At 70.3% G+C, this 14,989-nt stretch carries 12 protein-coding genes; 10 read left to right on the top strand and 2 right to left on the bottom strand.

All coding sequences use genetic code 11. The features are described from left to right. The first annotated feature begins 82 nt into the window (after window positions 1-82). From JYJ93_RS31555 to JYJ93_RS31540, 4 genes are read left to right on the top strand one after another with little or no spacing between them, the layout of a single operon-like run. The gene (locus JYJ93_RS31555; protein ID WP_242543995.1) at window positions 83-325 is read left to right on the top strand and encodes a hypothetical protein; all 243 of its coding nucleotides are present in this window, start codon (window positions 83-85) and stop codon (window positions 323-325) included. Between the two features lie 20 nt (window positions 326-345). After that, window positions 346-1,065, top strand: a complete 720-nt coding sequence (locus JYJ93_RS31550) for a hypothetical protein (protein ID WP_206798263.1) — start codon at window positions 346-348, stop codon at window positions 1,063-1,065. A 7-nt stretch (window positions 1,066-1,072) separates the two neighbouring features. Then, complete coding sequence (locus JYJ93_RS31545) at window positions 1,073-1,645, top strand: tRNA-uridine aminocarboxypropyltransferase (RefSeq protein ID WP_206798262.1); 573 nt, start codon at window positions 1,073-1,075, stop codon at window positions 1,643-1,645. Between the two features lie 7 nt (window positions 1,646-1,652). Continuing rightward, on the top strand, window positions 1,653-2,282 hold the full coding sequence (locus tag JYJ93_RS31540; RefSeq protein WP_206798261.1) for an HAD hydrolase-like protein: 630 nt from the start codon (window positions 1,653-1,655) through the stop codon (window positions 2,280-2,282). Here the strand turns inward: JYJ93_RS31540 and JYJ93_RS31535 are convergent. Further along, on the bottom strand, window positions 2,279-3,727 hold the full coding sequence (locus tag JYJ93_RS31535; RefSeq protein WP_206798260.1) for a M20 family peptidase: 1,449 nt from the start codon (window positions 3,725-3,727) through the stop codon (window positions 2,279-2,281). The two genes, JYJ93_RS31540 and JYJ93_RS31535, sit on opposite strands and share 4 nt — an antisense overlap. 244 nt (window positions 3,728-3,971) lie before the next feature. Here JYJ93_RS31535 and JYJ93_RS31530 point away from each other — a divergent pair, with 244 nt between their 5' ends. The 5 genes from JYJ93_RS31530 (at window position 3,972) to JYJ93_RS31510 (ending at window position 10,780) form a co-directional block, all read left to right on the top strand. After that, window positions 3,972-4,922, top strand: coding sequence for a GNAT family N-acetyltransferase (locus JYJ93_RS31530; protein WP_206798259.1), 951 nt, complete (start codon window positions 3,972-3,974; stop codon window positions 4,920-4,922). Between the two features lie 163 nt (window positions 4,923-5,085). Beyond that, window positions 5,086-6,132, top strand: a complete 1,047-nt coding sequence (locus JYJ93_RS31525; RefSeq protein ID WP_206798258.1) for an acyltransferase — start codon at window positions 5,086-5,088, stop codon at window positions 6,130-6,132. Window positions 6,133-6,200: 68 nt separating this feature from the next. Beyond that, entirely contained in the window at window positions 6,201-7,187 is a 987-nt protein-coding gene (locus tag JYJ93_RS31520) for a GNAT family N-acetyltransferase (protein ID WP_206798257.1), read from the top strand. Between the two features lie 231 nt (window positions 7,188-7,418). Next, window positions 7,419-8,606: a CmlA/FloR family chloramphenicol efflux MFS transporter gene (gene cml, locus JYJ93_RS31515; RefSeq protein WP_206798256.1), complete on the top strand. Its 1,188-nt coding sequence runs from the start codon at window positions 7,419-7,421 to the stop codon at window positions 8,604-8,606. A gap of 113 nt (window positions 8,607-8,719) precedes the next feature. Further along, window positions 8,720-10,780 carry a glycosyltransferase family 39 protein gene (locus JYJ93_RS31510; RefSeq protein WP_206798255.1) on the top strand — a complete coding sequence of 687 codons (2,061 nt, stop codon included), beginning with the start codon at window positions 8,720-8,722 and terminating at the stop codon, window positions 10,778-10,780. 43 nt (window positions 10,781-10,823) lie between these two features. Here the strand turns inward: JYJ93_RS31510 and JYJ93_RS31505 are convergent, their stop codons facing one another. Continuing rightward, complete coding sequence (locus JYJ93_RS31505) at window positions 10,824-13,181, bottom strand: DNRLRE domain-containing protein (protein ID WP_206798254.1); 2,358 nt, start codon at window positions 13,179-13,181, stop codon at window positions 10,824-10,826. A 513-nt stretch (window positions 13,182-13,694) separates the two neighbouring features. Here JYJ93_RS31505 and JYJ93_RS31500 point away from each other — a divergent pair. Further along, window positions 13,695-14,963, top strand: a complete 1,269-nt coding sequence (locus JYJ93_RS31500) for a hypothetical protein (RefSeq protein WP_206798253.1) — start codon at window positions 13,695-13,697, stop codon at window positions 14,961-14,963. Window positions 14,964-14,989 lie beyond the last annotated feature (26 nt).

The raw sequence follows: 14,989 nt of genomic DNA, 5'->3' as shown, positions 1-14,989 counted from the left end.
CGCGGAAGGAACGTGCACCCGGTGCGGGACCTTCATCTGTGCCGGCTGCCGCAAGCGCGGGTTGTGTCCTGCTTGCCTGGAATTGAGCAGGCGTGAGAAGCCCTCCGCACGCGCGGTTCTGGCCCTGGTGTTCGCCACCGTGGGCTTCTGCGGCTTCGCCCCAGGCATCATCGGACTGGTGTTGGGGCAGAAGGAACTCAACGCCATTGAAGCAGGCCAGGCCCCCGTGTCCGGGCACGAGCCCGCGGTGATTGCACGCAACATGGGGTGGTTCCACGTGGTGATGCTCTTCCTTCTCCTCCTGGGGCTGTACAACCACCTCTGAGCCGGTGCGGGAGTTCTTCGATGGGCGTGTTGAAGCTGGCATTGGAAGAGGGTGGCCCCCGGAACCTGGAGTTGTTCTGGGGCGAAGGCTGGCGGAACCTTCAGATTGAGCTGAATGATCAGCCGGTGGGTTCGGTGGAGGACCCGCTGCGACTGGAGCAGGGGGTGGAGTTCAAGCTCCCGGACGGGAACGTGCTGCATGTGCAGCTCGTCCATGTCCTCGCGACGGAGCTGCGGGTGATGCTCAACGGCGTACCGCTGCCTGACAGCGCGTCGGATCCCATCCCGCAGGCGCGCTCCGCGACGTACATGCTCTACGGGATGGCGGCCTTCACCACGGCGTCCGCGATGGTCTTGTTCGTCGTGACGAACAAGCCGGCGAAGCAGCTTCCGGAGACCCTGGCCAACGTCCTGTTCGGAGCCTTCCTGGCCGTCCTGGGCTTCTTCATGTTCAGGCGCTCGCGCGTGGCACCGCTGGTGGCCATCCTGCTCTTCGCCGTCGACACCCTCACCACGACCTTCGCGAAGATGACGACGCCGGAGGGGCTGGGGCTGTCCGATATGTCGCGGCTCGTCGTCCGCATCTTCATCTTTTCGGTGCTCACCAAGGGCTTCCTGGGTGCGAGGGAGCTGGCGCGGCGCGGGAAGCAGGGCCCGGCCACCGTGCCGCCTGCCGTGGGCCCGGTGGCCGCCAGCCCGGCAACGAGTCCTTCTCTTGGCGCGGGGACCGGCACAGGATGACGGGAGGATGCCTCCCCGTGCTGCCCGTCCACCCCGCTGTTCGCGTTGCAACCTGGCGAAACACCTGTGCCTGTGCACGGAGGTTCCCCGGGTGGAGACCCGGACCCGCTTCGTCTTCCTCCAGCATGTGATGGAGGTGTCGAAGCGGAGCAACACCGGAGGCGTGGCCGCGCTCGCGCTCGCGAACGCGAAGCTGCTCATCCACGGCTCGATGGCGGGGACCTTCGACATGGAGGTCCTCTCCGAGCCGGGGACCTGGCTGCTCTTCCCGGACGGCCCCACCGCGCCGCCGGACGCGCCTCCTCCCAGGCAGGTGGTGGTGCTGGACGCGAACTGGTCGCAGGCGCGGAGGATGACCCAGCGGCTCCCCGAGCTGCGGACGCTGCCCCGGCTGGTGCTGCCTCCGCCGGAGCCGGGCCTGCTCATGCTTCGCGAGCCCTCGCACCCCGCCGGCATGTCCACCCTGGACGCCGTGGCCCGCGCGGTGGCCCTGCTGGAGGGACCGGAGGTGGCGGCGCCGCTGGCACGGCTGGCCGCGCTCCGGGTCCAGCGCATCGCCGACTGCGGGACACTGAGCTGAGGCCTCCATGGGATACCGGCTGATCATCTTCGACTTCGACGGGACGCTCGCGGACAGCGCGGGCTGGTTTCGCGGCGTCTTCAACGACGTGGCCCTGCGCTATGGCTTTCGCGCCGTCAGCGCGGAGGAGCTGGAGTCGCTGCGCGGACAGGACACGCGGGCCATCATCGCGCGGCTCGGCGTGCCCCTGTGGAAGATGCCCTTCATCGCTTCCCACATGCGCAAGCTCGTCGCGCGTGACGCGCACCGCATCCCGACCTTCCCGGGCGTGGAGGCGATGCTGGAGCAGCTGGAGGCGCGGGGCCTCATCCTGGCCGTGGTGAGCTCCAACGCGGAGCAGAACGTGCGGCGCGTGCTGGGGCCGGTGGCGGCCGCGCGCATCCGCCACTACGCCTGCGGCGCGGGCCTCTTCGGCAAGCGGGCGAAGTTCCGGAAGGTGCTGAAGGCCGCGGGCGTGCGCCCCGGCGAGGCCCTCTCCGTGGGCGACGAGGTGCGCGACATCGATGCCGCCGCGGCCGAGGGCATCGCCACCGCCGCGGTGACCTGGGGCTACGCGACGGAGGAGTTGCTGCGCTCGCGCGGGCCCACCGTCGTCCTCACCCGCCTCGATGAGCTGCTGCGCACCGTCGCGGGCTAGCGCGTGCTGTTGCGCAGGTACTGCGCGTAGAAGCGGATGGCGGCGGCGTGCTCCTCCACGGAGAGCCGCTCGTCGCGGCCGTGCATCCGGGGGAGGTCCTCGCGCGTCATCCGCACCGGGACGAAGCGGTAGACGCTGTCGCTCAGGGAATGGAAGTAGCGCGCGTCCGTGGCCGCCACGGTGAGGAAGGGCGCCACCAGCACGTCCGGGAACACCTGCCGGATGCTGCGCTGCAACCGCGCCCAGCCCTCCGTGTCCAGGCGGGACACCGGCGAGGCCTCGTCGCCCTCGGCGGTCAGCTCCACGCGCGCGTCATCCACCGCGTCGCGCACGTGGGTGCGCACGTCCTCCAGGCTGTCGCCCGGCAGCAGGCGGACGTTGAGCACCGCGCGCGCCTGCGAGGGCAGCACGTTGGGCTTGGGGCTGCCTTCGAGCATGGTGGCCGCGAAGGTGGTGCGGATGCTGGCGTTCGTGGAAGGGGCCCCGGCCATCTGCCGCTCGATGAGCGGCGCGAAGAGCCAGGTGTTGGCGAAGAGCAGGCGCATGCCAAAGCCCATCTCCGGCCCCACGTACTCGAAGAGCGCCCGCGTCCCGCCGCGCAGCTCGGGCTTGAACGGGTGCTCCTCCAGCCGCACCAGCGCCCGGGCCAGGGTGTTCGCGGCCGTCCGCGGGGGCGGCATGGACGCGTGTCCGCCCGCGCTGCGCACCACCAGCTCCACGCGCGCCGAGCCCTTCTCCGCCACGCCCACCAGCGCCACCGGCGCGGCCACGCCGGGCACGAGCCCGACGCCAATGGGGCCACCCTCGTCCAGCACCGACTCCAGGCCCACGCCCCGCTCGCGCAGCAGCGCGGCCACTCGGGCCGCCCCGTCATGCCCGCCCACCTCCTCGTCCTCGCCGAACGCGAGCATCACCGTGCGGCGGGGGCGGTAGCCCTCGGCGAGCAGGCCCTCCACGGCCTCGAGGATGGCCATCACGCTGCCCTTGTCGTCCAGCGCCCCGCGCCCGTACACGTAGCCATCCGCCACGACGCCCTCGAAGGGCGGGTGGCTCCAGGTGGCCTCCACCTCCGCGGGCACCACATCCAGGTGGCCCATCAGCAGGACGGGCCGCAGGCCGGGCTCCGAACCCTTCCACGTGTAGAGGTGCGCATGCGCGCCCACGGCCTCGTGCGCGAGCTCCGCGTGCACGCGGGGAAACCGGGCGACGAACCCGGCGTGCAGCGCCTGGAAGGCGGCGTCCTCCGCGCCCATGCCGTCGGAGGCGGCGATGGTGCGGTGGCGCAGCGCCTCCGCGAGGCGGCCCGCGGCCGCGGCGGCATCCACCGCGAAGGGCTCGGCGGGCTCGGCGGCCACCTGCCGTGACGCGAAGCGCAGCGTGCGGACGACGAGGACGCCCACCAGCAGCAGGACGAGGACCAGCAGGACGAGGAGGACGCGCTTCATCGGTTGGGAGTTCCCGGAGAGGTCGCCGTCGAGCCTAGCAGCCGGCCCGGCGCGGCACGCCCACCGGTGCGCCCGGACACCGCGATGCCAGGGCGAGGCCACGGCGCCTCACCGCCCGGATTCCAACATCGGGGATGCCCCGGCGGGCGGCTCCAGCGCAAGGACTGACAGGGTACCGTGCAACGCGAAAGCCAGTAACAAAATGAAATACATTCGTGATGACACTGGTGGCGGGGGCGCAGCCATGCGGATGATGCGAACGAGCGCGGTGCTCGTGCCTGATCAGGGGGCCTTGGCTCTGTCGGAGGACTACTTCCGCTCCGCGCATCATCTGCGAGCCGAAGGGGTGACGCACACCCTGCTCATCAGGGACGACCGGGGGAACGCGCAGCAGGTGCCCCTCATCGTGCGGCCCATCGAGGGAACGCCCTACCACGATGCCATCTCCCCCTATGGCTTTCCCGGCGGCGCGCTGCACGGGCTCCAGGAGGTGCCGAAGGAGTCGGTGGATTGGACGGGGACGGGGCTCGTCAGCATCTTCGTGCGCGACCGCGTCGCGGGGCCCCGGTGCTTCGCGGGCGGGACGGACCGCAATGAGGTGTTCTTCATCAACCCGCGCCTGCCGGTCGAGTTCCGGGAGATGCATTACCGGCACATCCGGCGCAACCTCCGGCTGGGCTTCGCGAGCATCGCGCGTGAGGCGCGCGCGGCGCCGCGCGAGGAGCGGGAGGGGTTTCAGGCGGCCTACCGGCAGACCATGGTCCGCGAAGGCGCGAGCCCCCGCTACTTCTTCTCCGATGCCTATTTCGAGCAGCTGTTCTTGTCGCCGTGGGCCTGGCTGGTGACGACGCATGCACCGGGGGGGGGCGTGGCCTCCGCCGCGCTGTGCGTCAGCAGCGACGGCATGCTGCACTACTACCTGGGCGGAACGGCGGACGCGCACCTGTCGCGCTCGCCCGCCAAGAATGTCTTTGGCACGCTGGTGGAGCTCTGCTCGCAACTCGGCGTGACGCTCCATCTGGGCGGAGGCATCCGGCCGGGGGACAGCCTCGAGCAATTCAAACGAAGCCTGTCCAATGCGAGCTCCCGCCTCCACACCCATGAGCTGATCTGCGACCCGGCGGTGTATGCGCGCCTGGCGGAAGGCCGCACCGGCAGCGACTTCTTTCCGGCCTACCGCGCGCCCCCGAACTGAGCGGGCATGTCGCATGCCCACCCTCCGCCGGGAGGGCCGGCGCATGCGGAAGACGTGACACATGGCAGTGACCCAGGGGCGCATGGTGAGAACGCTGGAAGCCACCTACCGTTCGACTCGCTCCGAGGTCTGAATCGGAGAGGTTCAGGAGGGGTGAATCCGGATGACACGCATTGCCGCCACCGCAGAGGCGAACCCGCCGCGCCTGGTGGAACTGGACGCGCTCCGGGGCTTCGCGGCGCTGGCGGTCGCGCTGTATCACTTCACGGCGGAATACAGCGACCTCTACGGGCACTCGGTTCCCCTCTGGGAGATGCGCTTCGGGAAGTACGGGGTCCAGCTCTTCTTCGCCATCAGCGGCTTCGTCATTTTGATGTCGCTGGAGCGTGTCGAGCGGGCCCGGGACTTCGTGTGGAGCCGCGCGGCCCGGCTCTACCCGTCCTATTGGACGGCGGTCGCGCTCACCTTCACGGTGGTGACGCTGTTCGGGCTGCCGGAGCGCGAGTTCAGCCTCCAGACGGCCCTGGTCAACCTGACCATGTTTCATGAGCTCCTTCGCGTCCCCCACGTGGACACCGTGTACTGGACGCTGACCATCGAGCTGTCGTTCTACCTGTTGATGTTCGTGCTCGCGTACACGCGGACGCTGCCCAGGATCATCCCCCTCTTCATCGTGCTCGTCGTGCTGCAGACCCTGGCGGAGCTGGCCGCCCAGGCCGCGGGCATGACCTTCCTGGCACGGCTGGCCAGCCGGCCCCATCTTCAGTACTTCGCGCTGGGCGTGCTGGCCTTCAAGCAGAGCCGCGGCGAGGTCTCCTGGCCGTCCGCGCTGGTGCTCGTGGCGGTCAGCTTCGCGCACGAGGTACTCGTGGGGAGCGAGGCCCCCGCGTACGTGTTCCCGGTGGTGCTGGGCATCTCCCAGGCGTTGGCTCGGGGCTGGCTGCGGTGGCTCACCTGGCGCCCGCTGCTCTTCATGGGGGCCATCTCCTACGCGTTCTACCTGGTCCACCAGAACATCGGTTACGTCATCATCCGGCGGCTCGAGGCCGCGGCCTGGCGCCCGGAGGCCGCCATCGCGGTCGCGATGACGGCCGGGTTCGTGCTGGCCATTGTCATCACCTATGGGGTTGAGCAGCCCGCGTTGCGTGTCTTCCGTCAGTGGCGGCGGAAGGCCGTTACCCGGGCGGCGATCCCGTCACACCCCGCCTGAGGGCCTCCGAGCCCCACGCTGGAGCAGGGACGGCGGCCTTGCATCGCTCATGGAAAGGATGCGCTCGAATGAACCACACCGAGGCCTTGAGATTGACCTCTCCGAGCCGGAAGCCCTGCCGCGCCGTCCTGGTGCCTGACGCGGGGAGGTCCGCCCTGTCGGAGGACTACTTCCGCTCCGCGCACCACCTGCGGGCCGAAGGGGTGACGCATACGCTGGTCATCGAGGCCGGCGACGGGAGCGCGCAGCGGATGCCGCTCCTCGTGCGGCCCATCGAGGGAACGCCCTACTTCGACGCCATCTCCCCCTATGGCTATCCCGGCGGGCGGCTGGATGGCTTGAGCGAGGTCTCGAAGGATGACGTGGATTGGACCGGCATCGGGCTGGTCAGCCTCTTCGTGCGCGACCGCGTCGTGGGGCCCCGGTGCTTCGCGGGCGGGACGGACCGCAACGAGGTGTTCCTCATCGACTCCCGAAGCCCCATCGAGTTCCAGGCGGAGGCCCGCCGGCAGATGCGGCGCAACACGCGGCTGGGCTACGTGAGCACCTGTGTCCCGGTGCGCGAGGCCTCGCACGAGGCGCGCGAGGGGTTCAAGGACGTCTACCGGCAGACCATGGTCCGTGACGAAGCGCACGCCCGGTACTTCTTCACCGACGCGTACTTCGAGGACCTGTTCTCCTCTTCCATGGCCTGGCTCGTGACGACGCGTGCGCCGGACGGCGGCATCGCCTCCTCGGGGATCGCGGTCGCCAGCGACGGCGTGCTGCACTACTACCTGGGCGGGACGGCGAACGCGCACCTGTCGCGCTCTCCCGCCAAGAACACCATCTTCGAGGCCATGGTGGAGCTCAGCATCCGCCTGGGATTGCCTTTGCACCTGGGCGGCGGCGTGCGGCCAGGGGACGGCCTGGAGCAGTTCAAGCGCAGCTTCTCCAATGCAAGCTCCCGCCTCCACACGCACGAGGTCATCTGCGAGCCCTCGGTGTACGCACGCCTCTCCGCGGGCCGCGAAGACACCGGCTTCTTCCCGGCATATCGCGCGTCGCAGGGCTGAACAGGGGAGGGCCCTCTCATCTTCGCGGGCCTTGTCAGGAAGGGGCTGGTGTTTTCGTCCCGCCCGGACCTGCCCCCCCCAGGAGCCCACCGGATGGGAGACCCCAGTTCCGCAGATGAGTGAGCCGCGGCGACACGTCCACCGTTGCCGCGGCCCTCTGCCCCAGCTCATCCCGGTCCCCGTGGAGAGGCAGATCGCCGCCAGATGTTCCTCATTTGCGCGGATGCCTTCATGTCTGACCCCAAAGCCCTGTCGTGGAATCTCTCCGTGCCAGCAGCGCTGTTGCTGATGGCCCCCTTCGACCTCCTGGCCTCGCTGGCCATGGACATCTACCTCCCCGTGGTTCCGGCCATGACCGGAGTCCTCGGGACCTCTGCCTCCATCATCCAGCTCACGCTGAGCCTCTACATGGCCATGCTCGGGGCCGGGCAGCTGGTGTTCGGTCCGCTCTCGGACCGCATCGGCCGGCGCCGCGTGTTGCTGGGGGGCGCGTGGGCCTTCGCGACCACCTCCTTCCTGCTCGCCAGCACCTCCGATTCCGCGGTGTTCGTCGGGCTCCGGCTCCTGCAGGCCGTGGGGGCCTCCGCGGCGCTCGTCGCCACGTTCGCCACCGTCCGGGACGTCTATGCGGAGCGGCCCGAGGGCGCGGTCATCTACAGCCTGTTCAGCGCCATGCTGGCCTTCGTCCCGGCCTTGGGCCCCATCGCCGGGGCCCTGCTCGCGAGGCACTTCGGGTGGCGGGCCCTCTTCGTCACGCTCGGCGTCCTGGCGACGGCGGCGTTGCTCCAGGCCCTGTCACGGTGGCCTGAGACGCGCGCCTCTGGCGTGGCCCGTCAGCAGGTGTCCGTCTCGCGCATCCTGCGCAGCGGCGCGTTCTGGACGTACACGCTGGGCTTCAGCGCGGCGATGGGCTCCTTCTTCGTGTTCTTCTCCACGGCGCCCCGGGTGCTCATGGGCCAGGCGGGCTTCTCGGAGCTGTCCTTCAGCCTGGCCTTCGCCACCGCCGCGCTGGCCATGATGGTGACGACGCGCTTCGCGAAGCACTTCGTGGCCCGCTGGGGGCTGGCGGGAAGCCTTGCCCGGGGCATGCTCCTGTTGCTGCTGGGCGCGGTGCTGCTCACCGCCGGGCAGCTCCTCACGACGCCGTCCTTCTGGACGTTCGTCGCGCCCATGTGGGTCATCGCCGCGGGGATTGTCTTCGCCGCCTCCGTCACCGCCAATGGCGCGCTCCAGGCCTTTGGCGCCGTGGCGGGGACAGCGGTCGCGCTCTACTTCTGCATCCAGAGCCTCATCGTCGGCGTCGTGGGGACCCTGATGGTCGTCCTGCTCGACGGTGATACGGCGTGGCCCCTGGTGGGGTACGCGTCGCTCATGGCGGGCGTGACGTTGGGCTGCCTGGCATCCTCCAGGCGCTCCTAGCCCTTCCGGTCCCGGCGCCACCTCGCGTGGGTGGCGCCGTGGGCCTGGCGGTCACCTGCGCGCGCTCGAGTTGCGGTCCCAGGGCGTGGGTGGTGAATTGCCCTCCATTTCCGATGAGCGCCCCCCTCCAGCCCCACCTCGCCCCTGACCCGCACCGGACGCGGCTCGACGGCCTGCTCCTCGTGGCGCTCGTCGTCTGGGGGCTCGCGCAGCTGGCGCCGCATCTGGCCCATCCCGCCATCTACAACTGGGACGAGGCGATGCATCAGGCCGCCACGCGCGGCACGCACGACACCTTCTTCACGCCGCACCTCTACAAGGACCCGCTCTACCCGAGCGACATCCGGCACTGGTGGGCCGCGAACGTCTGGATGCACAAGCCCACGGGCCCCTTCTGGTTCGGGGCGCTGATGATGCACGTGGTGGGGGTGACGCCGCTCGCGCTGCGGCTGGCCTCGCTGCTGGGCCACCTGGCCGCGGGGGCCGCCATCTACCTCATCGCCCGGCGGCCCGCGGGGCGGGCGTGGGCCACGCTGGCGGCGGTGGGGTTCCTGGCGCTGCCCTTCGGTTGGCAGCTGGTGCAGGGGCGCTTCTTCGGGGACGTGACGGACTGCACGCTGGCGGGCTGCAACGCCGTGGCGGTGGCGCTGCTCTTCCACGCCACGCGGGAGCGCTCCTGGAAGTGGGGGCTCGCGGCGGGAGCCGTGGTGGGGCTGGGCTTCCTCTGCAAGACGGGGCTCGCGCTGACGCCGCTGGGCGTGGCCGCGACGCTGTGGCTGCTGGGCCGGCTGCGCTTCTGTCCGGGCCCCAGGCTCGCCACGGTGGTGGCCATGGGGGCCGCGGCCTTCGTGGTGGCGGCGCCGTGGAGCCTCTACTCCGCGTGGCGCTGGCCGGAGCTGCACGACCTGGAGTCGCGCGTCACGCGCGCGCACCTCTTCCCTGACCCCTCCGTGGACGTGGGGCCCTGGCGCCGCCCGCTGGACGCCGTCCTCAACGAGGTCAACCGCACGAGCCTCCAGCCGCTCCCGAACGTGCTGCCCCTGGCCGCCTTCTGCTGGCTGCTGGTGCGCGCCGTGCGCAAGCGGGACCTGGAGACGGTGGGGCTCGCCCTGTGGGTGGGGGCGACGTGGCTCGTCCTGTCGCTGGGCACGGTGAAGGTCCCGGCCATCGCCTGGGGCGCGGTGCCCGCGGTGCTGGCCGCGCTGGCCATCGCGGGCTCGGACGCGTGGCGCCATCCGACGCTCGCGGCGCTGCTCCTGGCGGCGCTCGGCACGCCGCTGGCCATGGAGCACCTGCCCGCGCTGACGCGGATGCGCGAGTCGCTCCCCGCGTCCTGGGGCCAGACGCGGACGCTCCCGGGGCTCGCCGAAGGGCTGGTGATGGCCTTCTTCGCGGGGGCGTTCACCGCCGTGGTGTGGCGGCTGGCGCGCCGGCCCGCGTGGATGACGGGCGCGCTGGGGCTCGTGGCGTCGGGCGTGCTCGCGTGGCACCTGGCCGTCACGCTGCCGGTGGAGAAGGCGCGCTACGAGAAGGAGCACCTTGAAGAGCTGTACGTCAGCCATTCGCGCGAGGTGGGGCTGGCGCTGTCCCGGAACACGCCGGAGCGCAGCGTCGTCTTCGCCGCGCTGGACTCGGATGCGCCGCTCAACTTCGAGAACCTGAACCTCATGTTCTGGAGCGGGCGCATGACGTACCGGCGGGCTCCGGACGTGGCCCTCGCGCACGAGCGCGGGTATCACCCCTATCTCGTCTCCCCGCTCGCGGAGCGCTACGCGCCCGTGCCGGGAGTGCCGCCCCAGGCCGCGCTGCGCGCCTACGACCTGGATGCGCCGCTGCCCCAGCCCGCGCCCCTGCCTGATGGCATCACGCCCTTGTCCGTGCGGCAGGGGAACCTGGAGGTGCTCGGCTTCGCGTCCCGGAAGCTGGGCCACGGCCTGGAGCGCTACGCCTTCTATGTCCGGGCGCTCGGCCTGCCCCAGCCGCTGCGGGTCACCTTCCACGGCCCGGACGGCATCGTGGAGCGCGTGTTGGAGCCCGGAGCGACGCTGCGCAGGCCCCAGGCCCTGGTGGGCGCGGCGTGGTTCATCCTGCCCGCGCTGGGGCCGCCCCGCGCGAAGGTGACCCACCTGGAGTTCGGCGCCGTGGGGCAGCGCGTGGCCGTGTCACCTCCGTGAGCCGGCTGCCAGGGATGGACCGTGGCAGCCGGCGGTCCTCACCTCACGGCGTGGCCGTGGGGAGGGTGTAATAGACAATCAGCCGCGGCCAGCGGGCCGAGGTGTTCGAGTACTCGCGCGAGTCGTACACCGAGCGGCTCCCCGGGGAGTCGAGCCGCAAGGAGAGCAGCCCGTCCATGGACAGGACCTCCTGCACCACCGGCACCAGCAGCGGGCTCGCGTTGATGCCCGCCTGCGTGGTGTACGGCGCGGGCCGGGCCGGGAGCTGCCAGGAGCCCAGCTCGCAGCTGAAGACGGAGGGCTTGGTGTTCCAGGTGAGGCCCGCCTCGCTCCACGTGTTGTTGCGAACCCAGCGCATGTAGACGTTGCCGTCCGCGCCCGCCGTGACGTCGCTGCTGCCCGTGGCCGTGGTCACCAGGACGACGGAGGCCACCTGGGCGGTGGGCGGGAGGGCCGCGAGGTTGAAGCGCAGGAAGGTCTCCGCGTCGTCCCGGTCCACGGTCAGGGCCATGGACGCGCCCGCGTTCGCGTTCGGGTTGCTCATCCAGACAGACGCGTCCGCCACCGGGAAGAAGGAGGCCGCCTCCAGGTGGGTGGTCACCTGCGGGTCGCCCGGTTCGAAGTAGCTGACGACCAGCCGCGGCCGCTCGCTGGCGACGCCGTACTCCCGCGAGCGGTACACCGTGTGGTAGCCCGGGGACCTCAGCCGGAAGGAGATGAGCCCATCCGAGTCCAGCGCCTGCTGCACGGGCGCCTTCAGCTTCGCATCGGCGTTGACGCCCAGCTGCAGGGGCTTCGGAGAGCTGTTGCTGTTCCACAGCCACCAGGAGCCCAGGTCGCTCCCCGTCACGGGGGGCCGGTTGTTCCAGGTCATGCCCGTCTCGCTCCACGTGTCATCCGGCACCAGGTGCGCGTAGACGCTGCCGTCGCCGCCCGCGGAGGAGCCGTCATAGGCCAGGGCCTCCAGGCGGACCGAGGCGATGTGCGAGCCCGCCGGGATGCCGCCCAGGTTGAAGCGCAGGTAGGTCTCACCCTTGCCGGAGTCGACCCACAGGTTCTGGTTGGCGCCGTAGTTCGTGGTCGGGCTCAAAGACCAGACGTACGTGTCCGCCTCCGGCTCCAGGACCACCTGCGTGGGCGCGGAGGCGACGGGCGTGGGGCAGGGGGGCGGCACGAAGTAGGAGACGATCAACTGGGGCCAGCGGGCCGAGGTGTTCGAGTACTCGCGCGAGTGATAGTTCGTCCGGTACCCGGGCGAATCCAGCCGCAGGGAGATCATCCCGTCCGACTCCAGCGCCTCCTGCACGGGCGCCACGAGCTTCGGGCTCGAGTTGATGCCCACCTGGGTCGTGTACTGGCCATCGCGGTTCCACAGCAGCCAGGAGCCCAGGTCGTCCGTGGAGGCGGCGGGCTTGTTGTTCCAGGTGATGCCGGTCTCGCTCCAGGCGTCGTCGGAGACCAGCCGCGTGTAGACGTTGCCGTCCGCGTTGTCATACGCGTAGCCGTCATTGGACGTGGCCACCAGGGAGACGGCGACCACCTGCGCGTTCTCCGGGACGCTGCCCAGACCGAAGCGCAGGAAGGACTCCGCCGCCGTCCGGTCGACGGTCATCCCCCCGCTCCTGCCGTAGTTGGTGGTGGGGCTGCCCGACAGGACCTGCGCGTCCGCCTGCGGGTAGAGCGCCACGACCTGGAGATCCATGGTCACCTGCGGATCCCCGGGCTCGAAGTAGTTGATGATGAGCCGGGGCCGCTCGCTCGCGACGCCGTGTTCACGCGAGCGGTACACCGTGTGGTAGCCCGGGGACATCAGCCGGAAGGAGATGAGCCCATCCGAGTCCAGCGCCTGCTGCACGGGCGCCTTCAGCTTCGGGCTGAAGTTGGCGCCGACCTGCAAGGGTTTGGGCGTGGTGTTGGGGTTCCAGAGCCACCAGGAGCCCAGCCTGTCGCCGCTCACGGCGGGCCGGTTGTTCCAGGTCATGCCCGTCTCGCTCCAGGTGTCGTCCGGCACCAGGTGCGCATAGACGCTGCCGTCACCGCCCGCGGAGGAGCCGTCATAGGACAGGGTCTGCATCACGACCGAGGCGATGTGCGAACCCGCCGGGATGCCGCTCAGGTTGAAGCGCAGGTAGGTCTCGGCCTTGGCGGAGTCGACGATGAGGTTCTGCGCGGTGCCGTAGTTCACCCCCGGGCTGGCGGCCCGGACGTACGTGTCCGCCTCCGGCTCCAGGATGATCTGCTTGGGCGTGGGGACCGCCATGAGCGGAGTGGCCCGGGCCCGGGCAGGAGGGGCTGGCGCCGGAGGGGCTTCGCCGGCATCACAGCCAGGGACGAGCCCCGCCACGAGCGGCGCGATGAGAAGGGAACGGAGCGACTGCTTCCACGGGGGTGCGCGATACATGCGAGGGCACTCGGGGTCACGCGCGCCGGTCCTTTCCGGCGCGACGTGCGCACCTTGAGCAACCCTTGCGCCAGGGCGCGGAGGACGCCGAAACCCCTGTCACTTCCAGTGCTTGCGCGGCGAGGAGCCGCATGACGCCGCCCGTGACGGGATGGAACGTGCCAGAACCGGCACGCGCGTGGAGGCGCCCCGCGGACGCGGATGTCATGGGCCTCGCCGTGTTGGCGGCTCGAGCGCAAAGACATTCCAGGTGCGTGCGTTCGCAGGTCAATGCGCCACCTCATTCCATTGCTCCTGCTGACCAGCCTTTGCACCCTGCTCGCGTGCAAGCCTCGCGAATCGTGGGTTACGCCCACACCCATTCCCCCGGGGTATGACTTTCCAGGCGACCGGGAGGAAATCCAGCACTGGGCGGACACATGGAACACCGCCCGCATCACCCCCAAGGCCTGGAACCTCTGGGCGGGGCTGCACGCCGATTCCGGACAGACCTATCCGGGAACCGGGCTCCCCATGCCCGTGTGGGACACCTGGAACGGCGAGGAGCTCTTCCCGGCCCCGGGGGAGCCAACGCCAGACGTGTCACGGCGCAAGGCCACCCATGGCTTCCACGGGCCCCGCCAGTTCCACCACCCCGCGGGCTCGGGGCCGGTCGTCACGCCGACCGACCAGCTCGTCTCCTTCAACAAGTTCAATCCGGAGATGGCCGCGTACCTGACGCAGGGCCATCCGGCCGCGCCGGGAGGACCGTCGTACTTCTACAACCGCTTCACCAGCCTGGCGGACCTCAACAGCCAATGGCCGGCGAACACCCCCACCGCGCAGCGGACCGTGCGGCAGGCGCCGTACACCGCGCCCTCCGCGGGGAACCGCGGCTCGGCGGCCATGGAGCTCAAGCCCGTGCTGTACCTGGTGAAGAAGCACAAGCCCACGCCGGTGCCCGTGTGGAGGGGCTTCGCGGGCAGCGTCAACTCCGGGACCACGTGCACGCCGGAGGGACAAGAGGCGGACCAGTGCCATCCCACGCCGTCGCTGTGGCGGACGTGCGCCATCGTGGACCCCACGGCGCCGGCGGATGCCCCCATCACGGAGGCCACCCCCGAGCAGGTGAAAAACGCCCATCCCGGTGCCGCGATCCTCAGCTGCGAGCACTACCTGCACACGCCGCTCTCCGCCATCTACTCCTTCCAGATGACCGCGGACGAGGCCCAGGCCTTCAACAGCACCAACATCGAAGGGCTCCAGGCGGAAGCGGGCGACTACGCCGTCCTCTCGGCGATGCACGTCAACACCAAGGAGCTCGTCAACTGGACGTGGCAGACCTTCTGGTGGCAGCCCGGCGGTGACACGCCGGATGACTTTCCCGGAAGCAAGAAGGGGATGACGGACAAGGTCACGGGGGCGGGGCGCAACTATGCGATGTGCACGGCCTACAACCAGACCCAGGGCCAGGGCAGCGGCAAGATGACCGTCTGCTTCAATCCCTACCTGGAGACCTCGCCGAACATCCCCAAGGGCGTCCAGAGCAACTGCATGACGTGCCATGGCACCGCGGCCGTGGCCAGCGCCTTCGCGAACACCGCCAGCAGCCCGCCCGCGACGTGGGTGCTCCAGACGCCCTCGTATCCCTGTGACTACAAGGCGCCCATCGACTTCGCCACGTACCCCTGGTTCACGGGCTTCACGACCACGGACTTCTCCTGGGCCATCCCGGCGGATCCCCAGCCGCTCCCCCAGAACCCGAACAACCTCCCGTCCCCGGCGACGTTGAACTGTCCTTGAACTGGAGGGGCTGGAGCGGGGGCCGG

The sequence above is a fragment of the Corallococcus sp. NCSPR001 genome, from assembly GCF_017309135.1.
Classification (GTDB): domain Bacteria; phylum Myxococcota; class Myxococcia; order Myxococcales; family Myxococcaceae; genus Corallococcus.
The sequence above is the reverse complement of the archived record's forward strand: the minus strand, read 5'-3'. Positions and strand labels throughout refer to the sequence as shown.